Below are 24,833 nucleotides of genomic sequence, written 5' to 3'. Positions count from 1 at the left end.
GCGTCGCGGCGGCCGATCGGATCGGGGCGCAGTCCGATCCGATCCGGCGGCCGTCCGCGCTTACCGTAACCGGACGGACACGGGACGGAAACCGCTGTCCGGTGGGCAAGATGGCTACCCCGCGAGGATCCGGAGCTCCCGGCTCGTCAGGTTCAGCCGCTCGCCGCCCTCCGCCGTGCAGACGGCGATGTCCTCGATGCGGGCGCCGAACTCGCCGGGCAGGTAGATGCCGGGCTCGATCGAGAAGGCCATGCCCGGCTCCAGCGGCAGCGTGGAGCCGGAGACGATGTAGGGCTCCTCGTGGGTCTCCAGGCCGATGCCGTGGCCGGTGCGGTGGATGAAGAACTCGCCGTAGCCGGCCTTGGCGATCAGGTCGCGGCCGACCGCGTCCAGCTGTTCGGCGGTGACGCCTGGCGCCACCGCGTCGCACTGCTCCTTCTGGGCGTGGAGCAGGACGTCGTACAGCTCCTCGTAGCGCGCGGACGGGCGGCCGACGCAGTAGTTGCGGGTGGAGTCGGAGCAGTAGCCCGACGGCATCGTGCCGCCGATGTCGACCACGACCGGATCGCCGGGCGCGATGACCCGGTCGGAGACCTCGGCGTGCGGGGAGGCGCCGTTGGGGCCGGAGGCGACGATGACGAAGTCGACGCGGGCGTGGCCGGCGGCGAGGATCGCGTCGGCGACGTCGCGGCCGACTTCGGCCTCGGTGCGGCCGGGGCGCAGCCACTCCTCCATCGCGGAGTGGACCTTGTCGATGGCCTCGGCGGCCTCCAGCAGCGCGGCGATCTCGGCGGCGCTCTTTCGCATCCGCAGCTCGCCAAGGACGCCGCCGGCCAGGGCCTGTTCGGCGCCGGGCAGGGCGCTGCGGAAGGCGAGGACCTTCTCGGCGAACATGTGGTTGTCCACGCCGACGCGGCCGATGCGCCGCGGGAGACGGGAGACGGTGAGGGCGTAGGGGTCCTCGGTCTCGGTCCAGGCGACGATCTCCAGGTCGAGCGCGCCGACCGGCGAGGACTCCGCGGCGGGCTTCTCCAGCAGCGGGACAACCAGGAAGGGCTCGCCCTCGGCGGGGACGGCGAGGCAGGTCAGGCGCTCCAGCGGGAGCGCCTCGTAGCCGGTGAGGTAGCGCAGGTCCGGCCCGGGGGTGATGAGCAGGGCGTCGAGGCCGGCGTCGCGCGCGGCGGTCTGCGCGCGGGTGATCCGGTCGGCCGGACTCGTGTCTCTGAAACCGTGATCTCCATCGTGTGCCATGGCACCAAGTCCATCACGTGGACCCCGTCCGCGCGCACTACTCGACCGGGCCCGACTGGGGTACAAACAGGACATGCTCTTCCACCTGACGCCGCTCGACGCGTGGCTGGAACACCCGGACCGCCCGTACAGCACGCCCTCGCTGGCGCTGGAGGGCTTCATCCACTGCTCCGCCGACGAGGAGCAGGCGCTGGTGGCGGCCAACGCCCGGTTCCGCAGCACGCGGGTGCCGCTGATGGTGCTGCTGATCGACGAGGCCGTGCTGGACGCGCCGGTGCGCTGGGAGGAGGCCAAGGACGGCGGCACGTATCCGCACGTCTACGGGCCGGTCAACCGGGCGGCTGTGGTCGGGATGCTGGAGGCGCGGCGCGACACGGAGGGCCGCTGGGCCTCGCTCGCCGTCTGGAGCTGAACCAGCCGGTCCGGTCTCCGACCCCGTTCCCGGCCGCGTTTCCGGTCCCGGGGTGATTCTCCGTCAATTCACGCGCAGGACACATGTCGTACCTGTGCGCCCTCTTTCGCGTCGGCGGCTCGCGTGCCACTGTGTTCCGTCACGTTCTACGCGCGTCATGGACACAGGACCACTACGAGGGAGCAGGATGCGCAGGAGCAAGGTCGCGGCCCTGGCGGTTGCCGCCGGGCTGGCCATCGGGGGCGCCGCGGCGATCCCCGCGACGGCCGCCACCCAGCCGTCGCCACAGAACCACGCGTCGGGCTGTCGGCTGGACACCGACAACCCCGGCCTCAAGCACGTGATCTATCTGCAGTTCGACAACGTGCACTTCACCCGGGACAACCCCAACGTCCCGTCCGACCTGGAGCAGATGCCGCATCTGCTGAACTTCCTGAAGTCGAACGGGGTGGTGGACACCAACCACCACACGCCGCTGATCGCGCACACCGGCAACGACATCCTCACGTCGCTGACCGGCCTGTACGGCGACCGGCACGGCCAGTCGGTGGCCAACTCCTACCGGTACTTCAACCCGGACGGCACCTCCAACAGCGCGGCGAGCTTCGCCTACTGGACCGACGGCGTGGCAGACACCTCGGTGCCGACCCCGAGCGACTCCAGCTACACGATGGTGACGCCGCAGGGCAAGAACACCCCGGCACCGTGGGTCTCCTACACCCGGGCCGGCTGCGACTACGGCGCGGTCTCGGTGGCGAACACCGTGCTGGAGAACACCACCGTCGACATCAACAAGGTCTTCGGGGCCAACTCGCCCCAGGCGGCCGAGGCCAAGGCCGACCCGAACAAGGCGACGACCGACTTCGACGGCATCGGCATCCACTGCGCCAAGGGCTCCAAGCTGTGCGCGGGCGCGGGCGCGGGCGCGAACGCGGACCTGCTGCCGGACGAGCCGGGCGGCTACCACGGCTACCAGGCGCTGTTCGGCGCCAAGTCGGTGGACCCGGCCATCTCGAAGTCCGGTGTGGTCAAGTCGACCGACGGCACGCCGATCACCGACGCCAAGGGCAACCCGGGCTTCCCGGGCTTCGACGGCATGAGCGCGGCCAACTCGCTCGGCTACGTGGCGCAGATGCAGGAGTCCGGCGTGCCGGTCACCTTCGCCTACATCTCCGACGCCCACGACCGGCACGCCGCGCCGTGGGGCGCGATGGGTCCGGGCGAGGCCGGCTACGTGGCGCAGCTGAAGAGCTACGACGCCGCCTTCGCGACCTTCTTCGGGCGCCTGGCCAAGGACGGCATCACCACGAAGAACACCGACTTCGTGGTGACCTCCGACGAGAACGACCACTTCGTCGGCGGCAAGCCGAGCCCGGCCAACTGTGACGGCGTCACGATCCCGTGCACGTACGCGCAGTTGGGCGAGATCAACGCGAACGCCAACGGCCTGCTGGCCACCCAGACCGGGGTGACCACGCCGTTCAAGCTGCACGCGGACTCGGCGCCGAACTTCTACGTCACCGGCAACCCGGCCCAGGACGACCCGAAGACCCGCTCGCTGGAGCAGGCCTGGTCCAAGGTCACGGCGGTCAACCCGATCACGGGCAAGACGGACGTGGTCAACAAGTACCTGGCGGACCAGACGGAGATGAAGCTGCTCCACATGGTCACCGGCGACGCGGCCCGCACGCCGACGTTCACCTCGTTCGCCGACCCGAACTACTACGTCTACGGCGGCGCGGCGAACTGCAACTCGACCTGTGTGGCGCTCGGCCCCGCCTACGCCTGGAACCACGGCGACTTCTCGTCCGACATCAACACCACCTGGCTCGGCCTGGCCGGTCCGGGCGTGAAGCACCTCGGCGTCACGCACGCCGTCTGGTCCGACCACACCGACATCCGGGCGACGCTGCTGGCCCTGAGCGGCCTGCGCAGCGACTACCGCGGTGACGGCGTGGTGCTGACCCCGTTCCTGACCGCCCAGGCCCTGCACGGGACGCTGCGCGCCAGCGACAGGCAGTACACGCAGCTGGCCGCCGCCTACAAGCAGCTGGACGCGGGGGTGGGCGCCTTCGCCGCCGCGACGCTGAAGCTGTCGAACCAGGGCGTCTCCTCCGCCTCGGCGGGTGACGCGACCTACCGGGCCGACGAGGCGACGCTCAGCACGCTCGGCCGCGAGCGCGACGCGCTGGCCGGCCAGATCGCCGCGGCCCTGGACGGCGCGGCCACCGGCCACCACCGGATCACGGACGGCACGGCGGACCGCCTGGTCAAGGCGGCCCGCCTGCTGATCCAGCAGGCGGAGGAGGCGGCCGCCTGACCCAGGCGACCGCCCCACCGGAACGACGCGCCCGTCCCGCCCACATGAAGCACCGTCACATGTGGACGGCGACGGGCGCGTTCGCGTCCTGCTGCACGCGGCCTCGACGGTAGAGGACGAAGGAGAGCACCAGACCCGCGGCGAAGAAGCCGGCCGACCACCAGTAGGCGGTGGCGTAGCTGTGCAGCTGCGCGTCGGCCAGGTTCACCGGGGTGGGCATCCGGCCCGTCATGTAGTGCGCGCCGGCGCTGGTGGCGAGGGTGTTGAGCAGGGCGGTGCCGATGGAACCGCCGATCTGCTGCGTGGTGTTGACCGCGGCGGAGGCGACGCCCGCGTCGTGCTCGGCGATCCGGTCGGTGGCCAGGCTCATCGCGACCGGCATGATCAGGCCCAGAGCAAAGCCCATGACCAGCAGCGGCGGCAGGACGGCGGAGCTGTAGGAGCTGTGCAGGCCCAGGTTGGTGAACCAGACCATGGCGATCGCGGCGAGCGCCATGCCGAACGGGACGAGCGGCTTGGGGCCGATGCGCGGCAGCAGCACGAGCGTGGCGAGCTGCGCGGAGACCATCAGCGCGCCGATCATCGGCAGGAAGCCGAGGCCGGTCTGCACCGGGCTGTAGTGCAGCGTCTCCTGCAGGTAGTAGGTCAGGAAGAGGAAGACGCCGAACATGCCCGCGCTGGTGATGCCCGAGGCGAGGAAGGACGCGCCGCGGTTGCGGTCCAGCAGCACGCGCAGCGGCAGCAGCGGGTGCTCGGCGCGGGTCTGCCACCAGGTGAAGACGGCGAGCAGCAGGCCGCCGGCCGCCAGGAAGCCCCAGGTCTGCGGCGAGCCCCAGCTGTGCGACTCGGCGTTGGACAGACCGTAGACCAGGCCGAAGAGGCCGCCGGAGACCAGCAGGGTGCCGGGCAGGTCGAGCTTGGGTCGCTTGGCCGGGGCGCCGTTGCGCAGGAAGGCGAAACCGCCGGCGAGCGCGAGGGCCGCGAAGAAGAGGTTGACGAAGAGCGTCCAGCGCCAGTTCAGATGCTCCGTCAGCAGACCGCCGAGCAGCAGGCCGATGCCGCCGCCCGCGCCGGCGATGGCGCCGTAGATGCCGAAGGCCTTGGCGCGCTCCTTGGCGTCGGTGAAGGTGGTGTTGAGGATCGACAGCGCGGCGGGCGCGAGCAGCGCGCCGAACAGGCCCTGCAGCGCGCGGCCGGTCACCAGCACGGAGAAGTCGCCCGCGGCCCCGGCGAGCGCGGAGGCGGCCGCGAAGCCGCCGACGCCGACCAGGAAGACGATCTTGCGGCCGAACAGGTCGGCGAGGCGTCCGCCGAGCAGCAGCAGCGAGCCGAAGGCCAGCGCGTAGGCGGTGACCACCCACTGCCGGTCGGCGTTGGAGAAGCCCAGCGCCTGCTGGGCCGAGGGCAGGGCGATGTTCACGATGGTGCCGTCCAGCACCACCATCAGCTGGGCGAGACCGATGACGGCCAGCGCCCACCAGCGGCGGCTGCCGTGCGCGGCGGCGGCACCCTCCCCCACCCGCTCGACCGCGGTGGGTGTCTGCGTCTGCGACATAGCGACTCCGAACGAAACGGTTTCGTACTCTTCCTCGACAACAATACGCCCATCGAAACGAAACCGTTTCGATGGGCGTCTGTGACGACCGTCTCAGCTGTTCAGCAGCGCCGGAAGGACCACCGCGTCGACGTAGCGCTTCATGTAGGCCGGATCGGCGAAGGCGTCGTCGAGGATCTTGCGGGCGGGCAGCGCGCCGAACAGCGCGTGGGCGAGGAACTCCCCCGCCGCCGCGCCCGCGCGTACCTCGCCCCGGTCCACCGCCCGGTCCAGCACCTGCTGCAGCACCCGGCGCATCGGGGAGATCATCATCTCCCGCAGCGCCTCGCCCAGGTCCGGGTTGGTCTGGACGGCGTGGGCGACCGCGGTCATGAAGACCGTGTCCTCCTCCAGCCGGGTCCCCACGTCGGCAAGCGCGTACAGGTCACCGCGCAGGCTGCCGGTGTCGATGCCGTCGTAGGGCAGCGGCTTGGTGTGCCGCATCGCCGAGGCGACCAGTTGCGGCTTGCCCTGCCACTGCCGGTACAGCGTCGCCTTGCTGACGTGGGCTCGGCCCGCGACCGCGTCCATGGTCAGCGAGTCGTAGCCGTGCTCCCGCACCAGCGCGATGACGTGCTCGTAGAGCTCCGCCTCCCGCTCGGGCGTGAGCCGACCGCGTCCCGACACCACCTGGGTCATCCGATCAGAGCCCCACGGACTTCATCAGCTGCCCGACCTCCGGGTTGGTCAGACGGCGCAGCCAGCCGGACTTCTGGTCGCCCAGCGCGATCGGGCCGAACTGGGTGCGCACCAGCTTCTCCACCGGGAAGCCGGCCTCGGCCAGCATGCGGCGCACGATGTGCTTGCGGCCCTCGTGCAGGGTCACCTCGACCAGGTAGTTCTTGCCGACGTTCTGGATGACCTTGAAGTCGTCCGCGCGCGCCCAGCCGTCCTCCAGCTCGATGCCGTTCTTCAGCTGCCGGCCGAGGTCACGCGGGATCGGGCCCTGGATGGCGGCGAGGTAGGTCTTCTGCACGCCGTACTTGGGGTGGGTGAGCCGGTGGGCCAGCTCGCCGTGGTTGGTGAGCAGGATGATGCCCTCGGTCTCAGTGTCCAGCCGGCCCACGTGGAACAGCCGCGTCTCGCGGTTGTTCACGTAGTCGCCCAGGCACTGGCGGCCGTCCGGGTCCTCCATGGTCGCGACCACACCGGCGGGCTTGTTCAGCGCGAAGAACAGGTAGGACTGGGTGGCGACGGTCAGGCCGTCGACCTCGATCTTGTCGTGGTTGGGGTCCACGCGCTTGCCCTGCTCGCGCACGACCTCGCCGTTGACCATGACGCGGCCCTGCTCGATCAGCTCCTCGCAGGCACGGCGGCTGCCCATGCCCGCGCGGGCCAGCACCTTCTGCAGGCGCTCGCCCTCGAGCTCGCTCTTCGCGGACGGCTTGGACGGCCGGTCGTGCCGGGCCCGGACGGCGTCCTCGACCCGGGCCTGCAGCTCGCGCGGACGCGAGGGCACGGACTTGCGCGGGCCGGAGCCCGTGCCGGAGCCGCGCTTCCAAGGCTGCGGCTGCGCGTCCGGGCCGCCGCCGAACTCCGGGCGGTCGTACCGACGCTGCTCCGGGCGCGGCGTGCCCTTCCCGCTGCCGCGGCCGCCACCCTGGGCGCCGCGGCGCGCGCCGCCGCCCTGGCCCTGGCCCTGGCCGCCCTTGCGGGCGCCGCCGCCGCTGCTGTTCCTGCTGTTACCGCTACGCATCAAAAACCCGCTGCCCGGTGTGTTCGTCGTCCGTCGTCTGTCACGTCTGTCGCGCTGCTGCCTGTCACTCCGCCGCCGCGACCGCCTCGGCAATCGCCGCGGTGATCACTGAGCCCTCCTGCGAGTCCGCCTCCACGTCGTCGGCCTCGGGGAGGAACGGGGCCAGCTCCGGCAGCTCGTCCAGGCCGCGCAGCCCCATCCGTTCCAGGAAGTACTGAGTGGTCCGGTACAGGTAAGCCCCCGTCTCCGGCTCGGTGCCGGACTCCGCGACCAGACCTCTCTGTACCAGGGTACGCATCACGCCGTCACAGTTCACACCACGCACGGCGGAGACCCGTGACCGCGAGACCGGCTGCCGGTAGGCGATGACGGCCAGCGTCTCCAGCGCGGCCTGCGTCAACCGCGCCTGCTGACCGTCCAGCACGAACCGGTCCACGACTGGCGCGCAGACGGCGCGCGTGTAGAAACGCCACCCCCCGGCGACGAACCGCAGCTCGAACCCGCGCTCCTGGGCGTCGTACTCCTCGGCCAACCCGGCGAGCGCGGCCTCGACCACCTTCCTGGGCCGCGCCAGCACGTCCGCCAGCCGCGCGGCGGTGATCGGCTCGTCCACCACCATCAGCACGGCCTCCAGCGCGGCCCGCAGCGGGGCGCGCGGGCGCGGGCAGCTCGACGCGCACCGGCGCGCGGGCAGGCAGCTCCTCGGCCACCGGCTCCGCCGGGGCCGCCAGGCCCTCGGCAGGCAGCGGCTCTCGGGCCGGCGTCTCCACCCACTCGTCCCGCGTCACCGGGGCCGCCAGGCCCTCGGTGGGCAGCAGTTCGGGGGCCGGCGGCTCGACCCACTCGTCCACGCCCGCAGGGGCGAGCCACTCCCCGGCTGCGGCGGCCTGGTCCCGGGACAAGGGGTAGCCGGGGAGCGAGGTGTCCTCCTCCGGCGGGGGCTCGTCTCGGAAGACCGTTTCGAGGTGCTCGCCGGGGCGGGCCTGGCCCGGGAGGCCGAGGCGGCGGCGGGGGGTGGGGTCGTCCGTCACGGCCGGCGCTCCTTGTCCTTGGTGTCCTTGCGCTGCGTGTCGTCCTCCGGCGGCGCCGGGGGCGCGTCGAACTCGTCGCCGAGGTCCGCCGCGACCTCGACCGTGCCGTCGGCGACCCAGCGGACCAGCAGGTCGCCGAGCGCCTCCGGCTGGTCGAAGGCGAGCAGCTTCTCCCGGTAGAGCTCCAGCAGCGCGAGGAAGCGCGCCACCACCGTCAGCACGTCCGGCGCGTCCGCCGCCAGCTCCGCGAACCGCGCCTCGCCGCGTTCCCGGAGCAGGGCCATGACCAGCTCCGCCTGCTCGCGGACGGAGACCTTCGGGGTGTGGATGTGGTCCACGTAGACGACCGGCTTCGGCTTGGGCTCCATCGCGCGGGCGGCCATCATCGCGAAGGCCTCCAGGCCCATCGAGATGACGACCTCCGGCAGCAGCTCCGCGTGGTGCGGTTCGAGGCCGACGGTGCGCGGGCGGCGCAGCTGCTCGGACTCCCAGCGGGCGCCGAAGATCTCCGCGACGCGCTTGTAGGCGCGGTACTGCAGCAGGCGGGCGAAGAGCAGGTCGCGCGCCTCCAGCAGGGCCAGGTCCTCCTCGTCCTCGATCTCGGCGGCGGGCAGCAGCCGGGCCGCCTTCAGGTCGAGCAGGGTCGCCGCGACGACGAGGAACTCGCTGGCCTGGTCGAGGTCCCAGTCCGGGCCCATGGCCCGGATGTGGGCGATGAACTCGTCCGTCACCTTCGACAGGGAGACCTCGGTGACGTCCAGCTTGTGCTTGGCGATGAGGCTCAGCAGCAGGTCGAACGGACCCTCGAAGTTGTCCAGGCGCACCAGGAAGCCGCCGGAGGGCTCCTCCTCGGGGGAGGTCTGCTCAGGCGCGGGCGCGGGCGCGGACGAGGGGTCGGGCAGGGTGGTCATCGGGCCCTATGGTGCCCTGTCCCCCGCCCGACGGGCGAGCGCCGCGCCTGGCGGGCGACCGTCAGCGGCCGCGCAACCGCCGGACCAGGATGCTGGCCTCGCCGCGCTGCTCCAGGTCGGCCAGGACCACGGCCACGGCCTCGCGCACGATCCGGCCGCGGTCGACGGCCAGGCCGTACTCGCCGCGCAGCACCAGCCGGGCGTGCTCCAGCTCGAACAGCTCCTCGGCGGAGACGTAGACGGTGATCTTCTCCTCGTGCCGCTCACGGCCCGTGGGGCGGGAGCGCGGGGTGCGCGGCTTGCGGCGGGCCGCGGCCGGCTGGGAGACGGCGTCGGAGGCCGCCTGGGCCGCCCTGGTCGCGGCGGAGACGGGTCGGGCGGCTTCGTCGCCCCGCGACGGGCCGCCGGCCGCACCGCGGGACGTCTCCCCGCGCTGCGCGTCGCCGCGTCCGGTCTCGCCCCGCACGGCATCACCGCGGGACGCCTCGCCGCGGGCCGGGGGCACCTGCGCGGCGTTGCTCGGCGCGGGGGCCGCGCCGTGCTCGCCGGCCGGGTCGGCCGGGCGGCCCTGCTCGGCGCCGGGAACGGCCGGCACGGCGGTCGCCGCCGAGGCCGACGCCGGGTCGTCCGCGCTGTCGGGCGCGCGCGGCACGGGCGTGAGTGTGGTCCCCCCGGTGGTCCGGAACAGTTCGTCCGCCCCCGGGAGACTCACTCGACGTGGCACCGGGCGAGCACCTCCCTGGCGAGCTGGCGGTAGGCGGCGGCGCCGACCGAGTTGGACGCGTAGGTGGTGATCGGCTCACCGGCGACCGTGGTCTCCGGGAAGCGCACCGTACGGCCGATGACGGTGTGGAAGACGTGCTCGCCGAACGCCTCGACGACGCGGGCCAGCACCTCGCGGCTGTGGACCGTGCGCGAGTCGTACATGGTGGCGAGGATGCCGTCCAGGCGCAGGTCGGGGTTGAGCCGCTCGCAGACCTTCTCGATGGTCTCCGTCAGCAGCGCGACGCCGCGCAACGCGAAGAACTCGCATTCCAGCGGCACGATGACGCTGTGAGCGGCCGTCAGCGCGTTGACAGTGAGCAGGCCGAGGGACGGCTGGCAGTCGATGATGACGTAGTCGTAGTCGTTCATCAGCGGCTTGAGCGCGCGGGCGAGCGCCGACTCCCGGGCCACCTCGCTGACCAGCTGCACCTCGGCGGCCGACAGGTCGATGTTGCTGGGGAGCAGGTCCATGCCGGGCACGGCCGTCTTGAGCAGTACCTCGTCGGCCGTCAGGCCCCGCTCCATGAGCAGGTTGTAGACGGTGAGGTCCAGCTCCATCGGGTTGACGCCGAGGCCGACCGAGAGGGCGCCCTGCGGGTCGAAGTCGACCAGCAGCACCCGGCGTCCGTACTCCGCGAGCGCGGCGCCCAGGTTGATGGTCGAGGTGGTCTTGCCGACCCCGCCCTTCTGGTTGCACATCGCGATGATGCGCGCCGGCCCGTGGTCGCCGAGCGGCGAGGGGATCGGGAAGTACGGCAGCGGCCGGCCCGTGGGTCCGACCCGCTCGCGGCGCTGGCGGGCAGCGTCCGGAGCAAGCGTGGCGGCGTACTCCGGGTCCGGCTCGTATTCGGCATCGGGGTCGTAGAACTGACCGTCCGCCATCTCGCTCTGGACCAGGCCAGGCTCGACGGGGGCGTCCACCGCGCTCGCGTAGCGCAGCGCCTCGTGATCGGAAATCGGGTACTCCAGGCTCGGGTAGCCGGGCAGCTGCTGACGTGCGTCAAAAGTGCGCGGGCCGCCACTCCCGGGAGCAATTGTCGACTCATTCACAAGTCGTCTTACCTCCTTGGCGACCGCCGTCGTGACCGGGCTTCGGGGCTCTGCCCCCTCCACTGGGCGGCATTCACCGCACCGCAGCCTAGCAACGACACAGTAGCGTCAACCAGCACACCAGTGATGCACTAACCAACATGTCGATATGACAATTGCCGACCGCGGGTCGTGGGCACTGTACGAAACCGCCGTTCGGCCTGCAGGGACACCGTCCGCCACCCCCGTTCACTCCTCTGCCGAGGGTGAATCGGACAGGTGCCGTGTTGACATGCGGCCAGGGCGTTCTGACGGAACGCCAGGAGGGCGCCGCACGGGGTGTGCGGCGCCCTCCTGGGCGGGTTCGAGCGGGGTTCGTCGCTCAGGCGAGGACGTCGGCCAGCTCGACGTGCGGCAGGCCGAAGGCGTCGGCGACCGCGGCGTAGGTGATCTGACCCTCGTGCACGTTCAGACCCTTGGCCAGCGCGGCGTCGCGGCGGCAGGCCTCCTGCCAGCCGCGGTTGGCCAGCTCGAGGATGTAGGGCAGGGTCGCGTTGGTCAGCGCGTAGGTGGAGGTGTTCGGCACCGCACCCGGCATGTTGGCCACGCAGTAGAAGACCGAGTTGTGGACCTTGAAGGTCGGCTCGGCGTGGGTGGTCGGGTGCGAGTCCTCGAAGCAGCCGCCCTGGTCGATGGCGATGTCGACGAGCACGGAGCCCGGCTTCATGCGGGAGACCAGCTCGTTGGTGACCAGCTTCGGGGCCTTGGCGCCCGGGATCAGGACGGCGCCGATGACCAGGTCGGCCTCCAGGACGGCCTTCTCCAGCTCGAAGGAGTTGGAGGCGATGGCCTTGATCTTGGTGCCGAAGATCTTGTCGGCCTCGCGCAGCTTGTTGATGTCGCGGTCGAGCAGGGTCACGTCGTAGCCCATGCCGATGGCGATGGTGGCCGCGTGCCAGCCGGAGACGCCACCGCCGATGACGACGGCCTTGGCCGGGTGGGTGCCGGGAACGCCGCCGGGGAGGACGCCACGGCCGCCGGTCGGACGCATCAGGTGGTAGGAGCCGACCTGCGGGGCCAGACGACCGGCCACCTCGGACATCGGGGCGAGCAGCGGCAGCGCGCCGTTGCCGAGCTGGACCGTCTCGTACGCGATCGCGGTGGTGCCGGAGGCCAGCAGCGCGTCGGTGCCGGCGCGGTCGGCGGCGAGGTGGAGGTAGGTGAAGAGCAGCTGGCCCTTGCGGAGGCGGTGGTACTCCTCGGCGATGGGCTCCTTGACCTTCAGCAGGAGGTCGGCCGTGGCCCAGACCTCGTCAGCGGTCTCGAGGATGGTCGCGCCGGCGGCGACGTACTCCTCGTTCGGGATCGAGGAGCCGAGACCGGCGTTGTTCTCGATGAACACCTCGTGCCCGTTACGGACCAGCTCATGCACGCCAGAAGGCGTGATGGCCACGCGGTACTCGTGGTTCTTGACCTCGCGGGGGATGCCGACCTTCACGACGAACACGTCCCTTGCACATGGGGATTTCCTCCCGGCCCTGCGGGGGCGCAGGCGGGAGCCACGCGCAGCGACACTGCTAAGCGCGGCATCTACGAGTGTAATGAAGCCCAGACGATGCGGAAGCCTTCCAAAGTGTTCAAATCTTCGAGCTCTGTTGGCTGATTCGTAGGCTTGCGCCTGCTACAAGCCTCCAGATCGCTTGAAAACTCACAAATCCGACATTCAATCGAAACCGGGACGTTACCCTACGTCCAGCGCCGCGGCCTGCTCCCGCTGGACCCGGGCTCCGGCCTGGTCACCGGCCCTCTCCAGGGTGTCCGCCAGCCTCAGCAGCACCAGGGCTTCCAACCGCGGACCGAGCCGGCGCGCCGCCTCCAGCGCCTCGCGCTGCGTGCGCAACGCCGCCTCGGCGTTGCCCCCGAGCTCCTGCACCCGGGCCGCGCCCAGGATCGCGCCGATCGCCCCCGACTCGTCGCCGAGCTTGCGGTGCAGCGCCACGGCCGCCCGGTACTCGCGCAGCGCGTCGGCGTGTCGCCCCTGCGCACTGTGCACGGCGGCCAGCCGGGCCAGCAGCCGCGCCTCGTCGGCGCGCTCCTTGCGGTTGCGGCGCAGGGTGAGCGCCCGGCCGTAGAAGTCGACGGCCCGCACCAGATCCCCGGACGCGCGGTAGGCGCCGGCGGTCGCCTCCAGGATCCGCCCGACGGCCACGTGGTCCTCGGCGGCACGGGCGGGTGCGAGGGCGCCTCGGTAGCGCTCCATGGCGCGCGCGTGCTCCCCCGCCGACGCGTGCAGGTCGCCCAGGTTCACCAGCGCCGCCGCCTCCCGGCGCGGCTGACCGGAACGCCGGGCCAGGCGCTGCACGGTGCTGTGCAGCGTGTACAGCTCGACCGTGACCGGACGGCCCACCGCCTCGCCCCACACCGGCAGCACCCGCACCAGCGCGGTCGCGAGCCGGGTGACCAGCCCGTCCAGCCCGCCGGCCTGCTCGGCGTCGGCCACGGCGAGCAGCAGCTCCGGCAGCGCGGTGTCCAGCCAGGCGAAGGCCTCGGCGGCGGAGCGGAAACGCAGCGCGGCGGGCGGCACCTCCGGATCCGGGGGCGCCTGCTCCGGCGCCAGCCTGACCAGGCAGGAGGTGAGCAACCTCACCTGGCGCTCCAGCCAGCGGGCGCGGGCCAGCTCCACCGCGGCGGGCTTGTCGGTGTCCTCGCGCAGCGCGACCAGCAGCGGGGTGAGGCTGCGCGGCAGCCGGTACCGTCCGCCGGTCTCCTCCTGCAGCAGCTGCTGGCCGGCGAGCGAGGCGAGCAGCGATCCCGCCGCGGCGGTCGGACAGCCGACGAGCGCGGCGGCCCCCCTCTCGTCCAGCACCGCGCCGGGCACCAGCGTCGCGAGCCGCAGCAGCTGGCGCGCGTTCGCGCCGAGCTCGGAGTGCACCAGGTCGAAGGCCCGCCGCAGCGGGTCGTCGGTGCGCTGGGCGCCGCGCGGCGGCGCGGGGGGTGCAGCAGGCGCGGGGGGTGAAGCAGGCGGGTAGGCGGGCATCGGGGGCACGGTCCCGCCCTCCACCGACTGCCCCACGAGGTTCTGGGCCGCCTCGGGCTGTGCTGCCTCGGACCGTGCTGCCTCGGACGGGGGCGGCGCGGCCGGGCGCGGCACGGCCGGCACCGCGCGCAGCGCCTGCAGCGCGTCACTGACCGACGCCCGCGGCCGCGCCGCCAGCCACCCGCCGAGCAGCCGCAGCGCGCCCACGTGACAGGCCACCGTCTCGGCCAGCCCCTGCGCCGCGACGGGGTCCACGACCACCCGGGTGTCCCCCGCGAGCCAGGCCAGCAGTTCCCGCGCGGCGGTGTAGTCCAGGCCGCCCAGCACGCACGGCCGCACGTCCGGGATCCCGGTCAGCGGCCCCTGCGTGACGGCGACGGTCAGCGCGTCCGGGTGCGTCGGCAGCAGCGCCTCGACGGTGGCGGCCGCGTCCTCGGCGGGGACGTCGTCGAGCACCAGCACGACGGGTGACTCGGCGAGGTGCGTCCGCAGCGCCTCCCGGGCCGCCTGCTCGGCGCCCTCCGCGCCGAGCAGGCCGCTCGGACGCGGCAGCCCCAGCTGGTCGGCGAGACGCCGCGCCGGGTCGGGCGCGGCGAGGGAGAGGTGGTGCACCGGCCGCTCGGCGGCGACGTCGGGCTCCTCCACCAGCCGCCGGGCGAGCGCGGTACGCCCGGAGCCGGGTCGGCCCGCGACAGCCAGCACACGCGTCCGGCCCGCCTCCTCGCGCAACTGCGCGAGCTCGTTCCGCCGCCCCACGAACGCGACGACCGACGCCGCCGACTCCGCCTGTGCCGATGCCACGAACGCCGCTCCCGTCGAAAGGACCGATCTTCTGACGCAGCGTAATCCAATCGGCACGCGGGAACCTTGAGGGCGCGAGGAAGTTGCACTATCCAGGGGCGCGAGGAACTGCGCGACAAGCCACTGATGGCAGGTGGTCCTCATGGAACAGGGCCATCCGCACAGGGTGGTTGCTCGCGCAGTTCCCCGCGCCCCTGGGCTGTGCAGCTATCTGCGGGAGCGGATCTAAAAGGGTCGTGCGGGCCAGGGCGCGTCCGCAGGACGCAGGGTGTCCAGCGCGCCGTCGGCCAGCGCGGCCTTGAGCGCCATCGCGCCTGCGACCAGCGCGCCGTTGTGGAGGTCGCCGGCCAGCGCCGCGCGGACGACGTCGTCCAGCGGGAAGCGCCGCACCTCCATGTCCAGCTCCTCGCCCTCCGCGGCGAACTTCTCGCCGTCCGCCTCGGCGAGGTCCCGCGCCAGGAAGACGCGGATGGCCTCGTCGGAGCCGCCGGAGGTCGGGTAGACGTCGATCAGGACCCGCCAGTCGCCCGCCTTGTGGTGGGCCTCCTCCCACAGTTCGCGCTGCGCGGCGTGGAGCGGGTTCTCACCGGGGACGTCCAGCAGGCCCGCCGGCATCTCCCAGAGGCGGTGCCGGACCGGGTGGCGGTACTGCCGGACGAGCAGGACCCGGCCCTGCTCGTCCAGGGCGAGCACACCGACGGCGCCGGTGTGCTTCATGTAGTCGCGCGTGGACGCGCGACCGTCCGGCATGACGACGTCGTCGGAGACGATGTCCCAGACCTTGCCCTCGAAGGAGGTGCGCTCGGCGACGACCTCCCACGAGTCCGGCGTGTCCCGCAGTTCCCCCTGCACCGTGGGCTCGCTCACGCGTCCGCGCCGTCCTGGACCTTGATCGCCGCGGCGACCAGGCCCGCGAAGAGCGGGTGCGGGCGGGTCGGACGGGACTTCAGCTCCGGGTGGGCCTGGGTGGCCACCAGGTAGGGGTGGGTGTCGCGCGGGTACTCGACGTACTCGACGAGGTCGCCCTTCGGGGAGAGGCCGGAGAACTGCAGGCCGGTCTTCTCCAGCTCCGCGCGGTAGGAGTTGTTGACCTCGTAGCGGTGACGGTGGCGCTCCTCGACGTACTGCTCGCCGCCGTAGACCTCGCGGACGATGGAGCCCTCGGCGAGCTTGGCCGGGTAGAGGCCCAGGCGCATGGTGCCGCCCAGGTCGCCCTTGCCGTCGACGATCTCCAGCTGCTCGGCCATGGTCGAGATGACCGGGTGTTTGGCGGCCGACTCGAACTCGGTGGAGTTGGCGTCGGCCAGGCCCGCCAGGTTGCGCGCGGCCTCGATGACGACGCACTGCAGGCCCAGGCACAGGCCCAGCAGCGGCACGCCGTTCTCGCGGGCGTAGGTGATCGCGCCGACCTTGCCGTCCACGCCGCGCTCGCCGAAGCCGCCGGGGATGCAGATCGCGTCGCAGTCGGCCAGCTGGGCGCGGGCGCCCTCGGGGGTCTCGCAGTCGACCGAGGTGACCCACTTGATCTCGACCTTGGCGTGGTTGGCGAAACCGCCGTGACGCAGCGCCTCGGTGACGGACAGGTAGGCGTCCGGCAGGTCGATGTACTTGCCGACCAGCGCGATCTTCACGGTGCGCTTGGGCTCGTGGACGCGGCGCAGCAGGTCGTCCCACTGGGTCCAGTCCACGTCGCGCCACGGCAGGTTCAGGCGGCGCACCACGTAGGCGTCCAGGCCCTCGGTGTGCAGCACCTTCGGGATGTCGTAGATGGAGGGGGCGTCGATCGCGGCGACCACGGCCTCCTCGTCGACGTCGCACATCAGCGAGATCTTGCGCTTGATCGCGGCCGGGACCTCGCGGTCGGCGCGCAGCACGATCGCGTCGGGCTGGATGCCGATGTTGCGCAGCGCGGCGACGGAGTGCTGGGTCGGCTTGGTCTTCAGCTCGCCCGAGGGGCCGATGTAGGGCAGCAGCGAGACGTGGACGAAGAAGACGTTGTCGCGGCCGACCTCGTGGCGGACCTGGCGGACGGACTCCAGGAACGGCAGCGACTCGATGTCGCCGACGGTGCCGCCGACCTCGGTGATCACCACGTCGACGTCCTCGCTCGCCATGCGGCGGATCCGGGACTTGATCTCGTTGGTGATGTGCGGGATGACCTGGACGGTGTCGCCCAGGTACTCGCCGCGCCGCTCCTTGGCGATGACGGTCGAGTAGATCTGGCCGGTGGTGACGTTCGCGCTGCCGTGCAGGTTCGTGTCGAGGAAGCGCTCGTAGTGGCCGATGTCGAGGTCCGTCTCGGCGCCGTCGTCGGTGACGAAGACCTCGCCGTGCTGGAACGGGTTCATCGTGCCGGGGTCGACGTTCAGGTACGGGTCGAGCTTCTGCATGGTGACCCGCAGACCGCGCGCCTTGAGCAGGGCCCCCAGGCTGGAGGCGGTCAGCCCCTTGCCGAGCGAGGAGGCGACGCCTCCCGTGACGAAGATGTGCTTGGTCGTCGTGCCGGCCTTACCGGAATGGGGCTGTGCCAAGAGGGGGCTCCCGTGGTCGCGTCAACAACACCGGCACCGACCGTCGAGCCTTTCGAAACTCGCTGGGGTGCTCAGGTGGTGGATCGAAGGGGTCAGTGAGCCGAGCCCTCGCGGGCGGACTCAGTACCAATCCACGGAGTACCAGGGTATCAGTGCCCTCGACCAGCCGCGCTCAGACCGCCCTCAAGGCGCGCCGTGCACTGTGACTCGGATGAGACGTAGCAGGAACCAATCGGCACGCCGCATTCCGGAACCTGTTCCCGGCAGACCCATGATCCGAAGTATTCTGCACGGACACCGTCTGCTTCGGGAGCCCCGGCGGTCACAGGGGCCGTTCACGGTCCCCACCGCCACCGCAGTCCTTCACCGCGAACTGGAGAACCACGTGGCCGCCCGCATCGAGGACTACGCGCTCGTCGGCGACATGCAGACCGCCGCCCTGGTCAGCAGGGACGGCGCCGTCGACTGGCTCTGCCTGCCCCGCTTCGACTCCCCCGCCGTGTTCGCGGGCCTGCTCGGCACGGACGAGCACGGCTTCTGGCGGATCGGCCCGGCCGAGCCGATGCCGGCGGCCGAGGAGGGCGCCGGAGCACCGCACGAGTCGATGTTCGACCCGATGTCGAACGACCCCGCCTCGCTGGACGGGGGGTCCTTCGACGCGTCGACGTTCCAGGCCGTCTCCTTCGACGACACAGGTTCCTTCAAGGTGCTGCCGCCGACCGCCGGCGCGCCCGCACCGCCGTCGGCGAGACGCCGCTACCGGGGCGACTCGCTGATCCTGGAGCAGGAGTGGGACACCTCCGGTGGCACCGTCCGGGTGATCGACTTCATGCCGCCACGCGGTCTGCCCGAACGCGGCGCGGTGCCGCAGATGATCCGCATCGTCGAGGGCGTCAGCGGCGCCGTGCGGATGCGCTCCGCGCTGCGCATGCGCTTCTCGTACGGGCGCGTGGTGCCGTGGGTGCACCGCGTCGAGGACGGCGGGCAGAGCCGGACGGTCGCCGTGGCCGGGCCGGACTCGGTCTGGCTGGACGGCGAGGCCGAGACCTACGGCCGCAACCTCACCACCTACGCGGACTTCACCGTCGCCGAGGGCGAGCGGATCGCCTTCGCGCTGACCTGGCAGCCCTCGCACCTGGGCGCGCCGGACCAGCCGGACCCGGAGGAGGCGCTGGCCTTCACCGAGGAGTTCTGGCGGGACTGGGTGGCCCAGTGCACCTACCAGGGCCCCTACCGCGAGGCCGTGGTCCGCTCGCTGATCACCCTCAAGGCGCTGACCTACGCGCCGACCGGCGGCATCGTCGCCGCGCCGACGACCTCGCTGCCCGAGGACATCGGCGGGGTGCGCAACTGGGACTACCGCTTCACCTGGCTGCGCGACGCCACCATCACGCTGTCCTCGCTGCTGCGCACCGGCTACCGCGACGAGGCCCGCGCCTGGCGCGAGTGGCTGCTCAGGGCGGTCGCCGGCGACCCGGAGAACCTGCAGATCATGTACGGGATCGCGGGCGAGCGGGAGCTGTCGGAGACCACGCTCGACTGGCTGCCCGGCTACGAGAACTCCGCGCCCGTCCGGATCGGCAACGGCGCCGCCGACCAGCTGCAGCTGGACGTCTACGGCGAGGTCGTCGAGGCGCTGCACCTCGCCCACATGACCGGCCTGGCCCGCAACGACCACGCCCACATGCTGCAGCTGCGGCTGATCTCCTGGCTGGAGCAGCACTGGAACAAGCCGGACGAGGGCATCTGGGAGGTGCGCGGCCCGCGCCGCCACTTCGTGCACTCCAAGGTGATGGCCTGGGTCGCCGTCGACCGCACCATCCGGATGATCGAGCAGACCCCGCACGAGGGCCCGCTGGAGCGCTGGCGCGAGCTGCGCGACACCATCCACGCGGACGTGTGCGAGTTCGGCTACGACGAGCAGCGGAACACCTTCACCCAGTCCTACGGCTCGCAGGAGCTGGACGCCTCACTGCTGCTGATCCCGCAGGTGGGCTTCCTGCCGCCGGACGACAAGCGGGTCATCGGCACGATCGAGGCGGTCCAGCGCGAGCTGCTCACCCCCGACGGCTTCGTGCTGCGCTACCGCACCAACGGCGAGGACGAGGGCGGCGACGGCCTTCCCGGCGACGAGGGCGCGTTCCTGGCCTGCTCGTTCTGGCTGGCGGACGACCTGGCCATGATCGGCCGGGTCGGCGAGGCACGGGAGCTGTTCGACCGGCTGCTGGCGATCCGCAACGACATCGGTCTGCTGGCGGAGGAGTGGGACCCGCGGCTGCAGCGGCAGGTGGGCAACTTCCCACAGGCCTTCAGCCACGTCCCGCTGATCGACACCGCGCTGCGGCTGACCGCGGTGGGAGGGCTGCCGGGCGTCGGGATGTAGCCGGACGGGAGCGGGCGCCGGGCGGTTTTGTAGACTGGCGGGACATAATCGTTCCCCTTCTCGCCGTCGCCGGCGCCGATCCCCGGGAGACACCGTGCCCCAGCCCATCGTGTCCCACCCCACCGCGTCCCAGCCCACCGTGCTCGAGGCCCGCGCGCTGCTGCTCGACATGGACGGCACGCTGGTCGACTCCGGCGCGGTGGTCCTGCGCGTCTGGGGCCGCTGGGCCGCGCGGCACGGCATACCGATGCAGCGGGTCGAGGAGGTCGTGCACGGCCGCCAGGGCCACGAGAGCATGGCCCTCCTGCTGCCGGACCGCCCGATGGCGGACAACCACGCCGACAACGCGCGGATGCTGGCCGAGGAGACGGCCGACCTGGACGGCGTCGTGCCGATCCCCGGCGCGCCGGCCTTCCTCGCCGCGATCGCCGCGCTGCCGCACGCCCTGGTCACCTCCGCCGACGTGGCGCTGGCGACGGCCCGCATGGGCGCGGCCGGACTGCGCATGCCCGAGGTGCGGGTGACCGCCGAGGACGTGAGCGCGAGCAAGCCCGACCCGGAGGGCTTCCTCAAGGGCGCGGCGGAGCTCGGCTTCGCCCCCGCGGACTGCGTGGTCCTCGAGGACTCCCCCGCCGGCGTCGCGGCGGGCCTCGCCGCCGGCATGTGCGTCCTCGGCATCGGCGCCGCCACGGCCGGCTACGGCGCGACGGTGACCGTCGACGACCTGGAGCAGGTCACGGTGGAGCGCGGCGCCGACGGCTCGATCAGGCTGCTGATCACGCGCGGGTGATCAGGCTGCGGTGATCACGCTCGGGCGCCTCAGCGCCCCGACAGCAGCTCGTCGTAGACGCTGAGGACCTGGGCGACGGTGTCGGCCTCGGTGGGCCAGGTCTCCGCCTGGAGCGGCCCGGCGGCCGACAGCTCGGCGTGGCGGGCCGGGTCGGCCAGCAGCGAGGAGACGGCGGCGGCCAGGGCCGTCGCGTCGCCCGGGGGGACCAGCACGGCGGCGTCGCCGACCAGCTCGGGCAGGCCGCCGACGGAGGTGGCGACCACGGGGACGCCGGCCCGCAGCGCCTCCTGGGCGACCAGCGGGCGCGCCTCCCAGCGTGAGGAGATCACCACCACGTCGGCGGCGGCCAGGAGTTCGGCGACGTCCTCGCGGTAGCCGAGCAGCCGGGCGGGCAGCCGCTCCGCCTTGATCCTGGCCTTGAGCGCCGCCTCCTCCGCGCCGACGCCCGCGATCACCAGCAGCGGGTGGTCCTCGCCGGCCCGCCAGCCGGAGGCGGCGTCGAGCAGCAACTGGAAGTTCTTCTGCGGCGTCAGCCGGCCGATGGCCAGCACGATCGGGCGGTCCGTCACCTCCTTGGCCGCCGCGCCGCGGCGGCCCTTCTCCGTCAGCAGCCGACGCCGCGTCTGCTCCCGGTCGGCGAGCGCCGGCGGCAGCGGCGGGGCGACGACCGGGCCCAGCCGCGCGTCCGTGGCGCCCAGGTCGCGGGCCCGGGTGACCAGGTCCGAGGAGGCGCCCAGCACCAGGTCGGCGCCGCGGGCGACCCGGCGCTCCATCATCCGCAGCAGCCGCCGCTCCATGCCCGTGGCCAGGTTGGCCGCGTGCGAGGTGACCACCAGCGGCGTCTCCTGCGCGCGGGCGGTGCGCAGCGCCAGATCCGACAGCAGCGCGGCCCGCAGTCCGTGGGCGTGCACGAGGGAGGCCCGCGCGAAGGCGCGGCGCAGCTCGCCGACGGCGGCCGCGTCGGTGCGCGGGCCCGGCGTCGGGGTGATCTCCACGGCGTGGAAGCGCGCCCCCGCCCCCGAGAAGCCGAAGAGCTTGTCGGTCTCGGCCGGCCCGCACACGGTGACGTCGACCCCGTGCGCGCTCAGTCCCTCCGCGAGCGAGCGCACGTGCGCCCCGATGCCGCCGGTGGTGCCGGCCAGCACGAGCACGGCGCGGAGCTCGTCGGTCGACCCGGCGGGGGTGGTCTGCGCTGCGTTGGGCGTCACTGTCGGCGTCGCCTTCTCTCGGTCGTCACAGCCATCGGTCCTCGGGAGGGGTCAGCGGGGCGCGGCGCCCTGGCGGGCGGCCGCCAGCAGCTCCTCGGCGTGAGCGCGGCCCAGCTCGGAGTCCTCCAACCCGGCCAGCATCCGGGACAGCTCGCGCACCCGCTCCTCGTCCGTCAGCGTCTTGACGCCCGAGCGGGTGACGGTGCCGTCGACGGTCTTCTCGACCACCAGGTGCCGGTCGGCGAACGCGGCCACCTGCGGCAGGTGGGTGACGACGACCACCTGGGCGCTGCGGGCGAGCCGGGCCAGACGCCGGCCGATCTCGACGGCGGCCTTGCCGCCGACACCGGCGTCGACCTCGTCGAAGAGATAGGTCGGGACCGGGTCGGCGCCGGCGAAGACGACCTCGACGGCGAGCATCACGCGGGAGAGCTCACCGCCGGAGGCGCCCTTGGCGATCGGGCGCGGCGGCGCGCCCGGGTGCGGGGCGAGCAGCACCTCGACGTCGTCGACGCCGTAGGGGCCGAAATCCGCCGATCGGGTGATTCCGAAGCTCACCCGTGCGTGGGGCATGGCCAGTTCGGTGAGCTCGCGGGTGACGGCCTCGGCGAAGGTCTCGGCGGCGGTGTGCCGGGCGTCGCTCAGCTCCTCGGCGAGCGCGGACACCGTTTCCGTTAGCGAACGCTGCTCTTCTTCGAGAGCACCGATCCGGTCGTCGTCGCCGTCCAGCTCGGCCAGCCGGCGACCCGCGTCCTCGTTCCAGGCGAGCACCGCCGCCAGACCCTCCAGGCCCTCGGTGGGTGCTCCGTACTTGCGCACCAGGTGGGCCAGGACCGCGCGGCGCTCCTCGACCGCGGCGAGCCGCACCGGGTCCGCGTCCAGGTCCTCGGCGTAGCCGGCCAGCTCCTGCGCGATGTCGGCCAGCAGGTAGGACACCTCGCCCACGCGGTCCGCCAGCGCGCCGAGCCGCTCGTCGTGCGAGCGCACCGCGTCCAGGGCCCGCTTGGCCTGCGCGACCAGCAGGCCCGCGTCGACCACGTCCGGGTCGGTCGGGTCGCCCGCGAGCGCCCCGTGGGCCAGCGTCGCGGCCGAGGAGAGCGCGTCGGCGTGGCCGAGCCGCTCCGACTCGGCGGCCAGCTCCTCGCCCTCGCCGGCCAACGGCTCGGCGGCGGCGACCTCGTCCAGGCCGAAGCGGAGCAGGTCCGCCTCCTGCGCGCGCTCGCGCGCCCGGGTGGTCAGCTCCTCCAGCGTCGCCGAGACCTCGCGCAGCCGCCGGTAGGCGGTCTGGTAGGCCGTCAGCGGTTCGGAGACCGTGTCGCCCGCGTAACGGTCCAGCGCGCCGCGCTGCCGCGCCGGCTGCAGCAGCCGCTGCTGGTCGCTCTGCCCGTGCACGGCGATCAGGTCCTCGCCGAGCGTCTGCAGCAGGCTCACCGGCACCGAGCGCCCGCCCACGTGGGCGCGCGAGCGCCCCTCGGCCGACACGGTGCGGCTCAGCAGCAGGGCGCCCTCGTCGAGCTCGGCCCCCGCCTCCTGCGCCCGCTCCGCGGCCGGCGAGCCGTCGGGCAGCTCGACCCGCCCCTCGACCACCGCCCGCTCGGCGCCGTTGCGCACCAGAGCCGCGTCCGCCCGCCCGCCGAGCAGCAGGCCGAGACTGGTCACCACCATGGTCTTGCCCGCCCCGGTCTCACCGGTGACGACGTTGAACCCCGGCGCGAGTTCGACGACGGCGTCGTCGATCACGCCCAGGGCTCGTATCCGCATCTCCTCCAGCACGCACCTGACGATACGAGGTCGAGGGCCCTTCCCGCGACGAGCCACCCGCACGCGCGTGGATCGAGCGTCAGTACGAACACGGATCGACCCGGTGCCGTTCACCCCGCGTTCCCCTGCTGGGGGCGGGTGCCGGCCGCGCTACTCGGCGTTGCCGCGCCAGCCCGTGACCGGCAGCTGGAACTTGGTCACCAGGCGCTTGGAGAACGGCGCCCGGTGCAACCGGGCCAGCAGGACCGGGTTGTGGCCGCGGCGCACCTCGATCCGGGCCCCCGGCGGCAGCTCGTACGTCCGGCGCCCGTCGCACCACAGCACCCCGTGCGAGGTCCCCCGCTGCACCTGCACCTCCAGGACGGAGTCCGGCGAGGTCACCAGCGGCCGCGCGAACAGCGCATGCGCGGAGATCGGCACCAGCAGCAGCGCCTCCACCTCCGGCCACACCACCGGCCCGCCCGCGGAGAAGGCGTACGCCGTCGAACCCGTCGGCGTCGCGCAGACCACGCCGTCACAGCCGAAGGAGGAGACCGGACGCCCGTCCACGCCCATGATCAGCTCCAGCATCCGCTCCCGGGCCGCCTTCTCCACGCTGGCCTCGTTGAGCGCCCAGTCCGTGTGCACGACCTGGCCGTCCTCGCGGACCACGACGTCGATCGTCATCCGCTGCTCGACCTCGTAGTCCCGGGCCACCACCCGGTCCACGACCTTCTGAAGGTCGTCCCGCTCCGCCTCGGCCAGGAAGCCGACCCGGCCCAGGTTCACCCCGAGCATCGGCACCCCGAACTCGCGCGCCAGCTCCGCGCCGCGCAGCAGCGTCCCGTCGCCGCCCAGCACCAGGATCAGCTCGCAGCCCTCGCCGGCCGCCGGCCCCGGCTGGACCACGTCGACGCCCTCGGGGAACCCCATGTCCGGCGCCTCGGTCGCGAGCACCCGGATCCGGATCGAGGCCTTGAGCAGGCCCTCGACGAGGCACTCGACGCTCTTCAGCGCGGCCTCGCGCCCGGTGTGGGCGAGCAGGAAGACGGTGCGGCCGAACTGGTCGAGTGGCCGGTCGACCGGCCGGTCGATCAGCCGCTCGATCGGTTCGACGGAGCCGGTGACGGGCTGGTCGGGCATGGGCCTCCTTCGGCGCCCGCCCGGACGACCTCGCCCGGGCCGCGCGCCTCCCCCTGGTGCGCTGATATGACGGCTGGTGGGTGCTGGTGCTGTGCCTTCGACCCTACCCGCTGGAACGGGCCCTGCCCTGGTCTTCTTTCGGCCTGCTTCGGACCCGCCCTACTTCGGCCCCTCGGCCACGGCGCGCGCCG

The 24,833-nt window shown here is 72.7% G+C and carries 18 protein-coding genes and 2 pseudogenes; 5 read left to right on the top strand and 15 right to left on the bottom strand.

What is annotated here, in order from left to right:
- Window positions 1–114: 114 nt before the first annotated feature.
- Entirely contained in the window at window positions 115–1,251 is a 1,137-nt protein-coding gene (locus DN069_RS23360) for a M24 family metallopeptidase (RefSeq protein WP_111503888.1), read from the bottom strand.
- Between the two features lie 73 nt (window positions 1,252–1,324).
- On the opposite strand from DN069_RS23360, the gene DN069_RS23355 reads away from it, so the two are divergent.
- A complete protein-coding gene (locus tag DN069_RS23355; RefSeq protein ID WP_111503886.1) occupies window positions 1,325–1,663 on the top strand; it encodes a DUF952 domain-containing protein in 339 nt (112 codons plus the stop codon).
- Between the two features lie 187 nt (window positions 1,664–1,850).
- Window positions 1,851–3,983 (top strand): hypothetical protein, encoded by a 2,133-nt coding sequence (locus DN069_RS23350; RefSeq protein ID WP_111503884.1) that lies wholly within the window; start codon window positions 1,851–1,853, stop codon window positions 3,981–3,983.
- Window positions 3,984–4,038: 55 nt separating this feature from the next.
- Here the strand turns inward: DN069_RS23350 and DN069_RS23345 are convergent, their stop codons facing one another.
- The 11 genes from DN069_RS23345 to DN069_RS23295 all read right to left on the bottom strand — a co-directional run bounded on the left by DN069_RS23345 (window position 4,039) and on the right by DN069_RS23295 (window position 17,378).
- Entirely contained in the window at window positions 4,039–5,538 is a 1,500-nt protein-coding gene (locus tag DN069_RS23345) for a DHA2 family efflux MFS transporter permease subunit (protein ID WP_111503882.1), read from the bottom strand.
- Window positions 5,539–5,631: 93 nt separating this feature from the next.
- A complete protein-coding gene (locus DN069_RS23340; RefSeq protein ID WP_111503880.1) occupies window positions 5,632–6,216 on the bottom strand; it encodes a TetR/AcrR family transcriptional regulator in 585 nt (194 codons plus the stop codon).
- 4 nt (window positions 6,217–6,220) lie between these two features.
- Window positions 6,221–7,273 carry a pseudouridine synthase gene (locus DN069_RS23335; RefSeq protein ID WP_111503878.1) on the bottom strand — a complete coding sequence of 351 codons (1,053 nt, stop codon included), beginning with the start codon at window positions 7,271–7,273 and terminating at the stop codon, window positions 6,221–6,223.
- 64 nt (window positions 7,274–7,337) lie between these two features.
- A complete protein-coding gene (gene scpB / locus DN069_RS23330) occupies window positions 7,338–7,892 on the bottom strand; it encodes an SMC-Scp complex subunit ScpB (RefSeq protein WP_111503935.1) in 555 nt (184 codons plus the stop codon).
- Window positions 7,893–8,300: 408 nt separating this feature from the next.
- Entirely contained in the window at window positions 8,301–9,215 is a 915-nt protein-coding gene (locus DN069_RS23325; RefSeq protein WP_111503876.1) for a segregation and condensation protein A, read from the bottom strand.
- 61 nt (window positions 9,216–9,276) lie between these two features.
- Complete coding sequence (locus DN069_RS23320) at window positions 9,277–9,927, bottom strand: hypothetical protein (protein ID WP_111503874.1); 651 nt, start codon at window positions 9,925–9,927, stop codon at window positions 9,277–9,279.
- On the bottom strand, window positions 9,924–10,862 hold the full coding sequence (locus DN069_RS23315) for a ParA family protein (protein WP_111503933.1): 939 nt from the start codon (window positions 10,860–10,862) through the stop codon (window positions 9,924–9,926). Before DN069_RS23315 ends, DN069_RS23320 begins: the two co-directional genes overlap by 4 nt.
- A gap of 529 nt (window positions 10,863–11,391) precedes the next feature.
- Window positions 11,392–12,507, bottom strand: a complete 1,116-nt coding sequence (gene ald / locus DN069_RS23310; protein WP_111503930.1) for an alanine dehydrogenase — start codon at window positions 12,505–12,507, stop codon at window positions 11,392–11,394.
- Between the two features lie 243 nt (window positions 12,508–12,750).
- Window positions 12,751–14,847, bottom strand: coding sequence for a tetratricopeptide repeat protein (locus DN069_RS23305; RefSeq protein ID WP_111503872.1), 2,097 nt, complete (start codon window positions 14,845–14,847; stop codon window positions 12,751–12,753).
- A gap of 225 nt (window positions 14,848–15,072) precedes the next feature.
- Entirely contained in the window at window positions 15,073–15,714 is a 642-nt protein-coding gene (locus DN069_RS23300; protein WP_243639625.1) for an NUDIX domain-containing protein, read from the bottom strand.
- Window positions 15,711–17,378, bottom strand: coding sequence for a CTP synthase (locus tag DN069_RS23295; RefSeq protein WP_111503870.1), 1,668 nt, complete (start codon window positions 17,376–17,378; stop codon window positions 15,711–15,713). Before DN069_RS23295 ends, DN069_RS23300 begins: the two co-directional genes overlap by 4 nt.
- Before the next feature lie 385 nt (window positions 17,379–17,763).
- Between DN069_RS23295 and DN069_RS42645 the strand changes: the two are divergent.
- The 3 genes and pseudogenes from DN069_RS42645 to DN069_RS23280 all read left to right on the top strand — a co-directional run.
- A pseudogene (locus tag DN069_RS42645) lies at window positions 17,764–17,937 on the top strand (trehalase-like domain-containing protein); the annotation flags it as partial.
- A 183-nt stretch (window positions 17,938–18,120) separates the two neighbouring features.
- Window positions 18,121–19,761 (top strand): annotated as a pseudogene (locus tag DN069_RS23285) (glycoside hydrolase family 15 protein); the annotation flags it as partial.
- Between the two features lie 94 nt (window positions 19,762–19,855).
- A complete protein-coding gene (locus tag DN069_RS23280) occupies window positions 19,856–20,551 on the top strand; it encodes an HAD-IA family hydrolase (protein ID WP_279387925.1) in 696 nt (231 codons plus the stop codon).
- A 29-nt stretch (window positions 20,552–20,580) separates the two neighbouring features.
- On the opposite strand, the gene DN069_RS23275 is transcribed toward DN069_RS23280, so the two are convergent.
- From DN069_RS23275 to DN069_RS23265, 3 genes are all read right to left on the bottom strand, one after another.
- Window positions 20,581–21,759, bottom strand: coding sequence for a glycosyltransferase family 4 protein (locus tag DN069_RS23275; RefSeq protein WP_111503868.1), 1,179 nt, complete (start codon window positions 21,757–21,759; stop codon window positions 20,581–20,583).
- A 51-nt stretch (window positions 21,760–21,810) separates the two neighbouring features.
- Complete coding sequence (gene recN, locus DN069_RS23270) at window positions 21,811–23,544, bottom strand: DNA repair protein RecN (RefSeq protein ID WP_111503922.1); 1,734 nt, start codon at window positions 23,542–23,544, stop codon at window positions 21,811–21,813.
- Between the two features lie 126 nt (window positions 23,545–23,670).
- Window positions 23,671–24,642 carry an NAD kinase gene (locus tag DN069_RS23265; RefSeq protein WP_111503866.1) on the bottom strand — a complete coding sequence of 324 codons (972 nt, stop codon included), beginning with the start codon at window positions 24,640–24,642 and terminating at the stop codon, window positions 23,671–23,673.
- Between the last annotated feature and the right edge of the window lie 191 nt (window positions 24,643–24,833).

The sequence above is a fragment of the Streptacidiphilus pinicola genome, assembly GCF_003258295.1.
Classification (GTDB): domain Bacteria; phylum Actinomycetota; class Actinomycetes; order Streptomycetales; family Streptomycetaceae; genus Streptacidiphilus; species Streptacidiphilus pinicola.
Note: the sequence above shows the minus strand (reverse complement) of the source record. Positions and strands in the feature narration are given on the sequence as shown.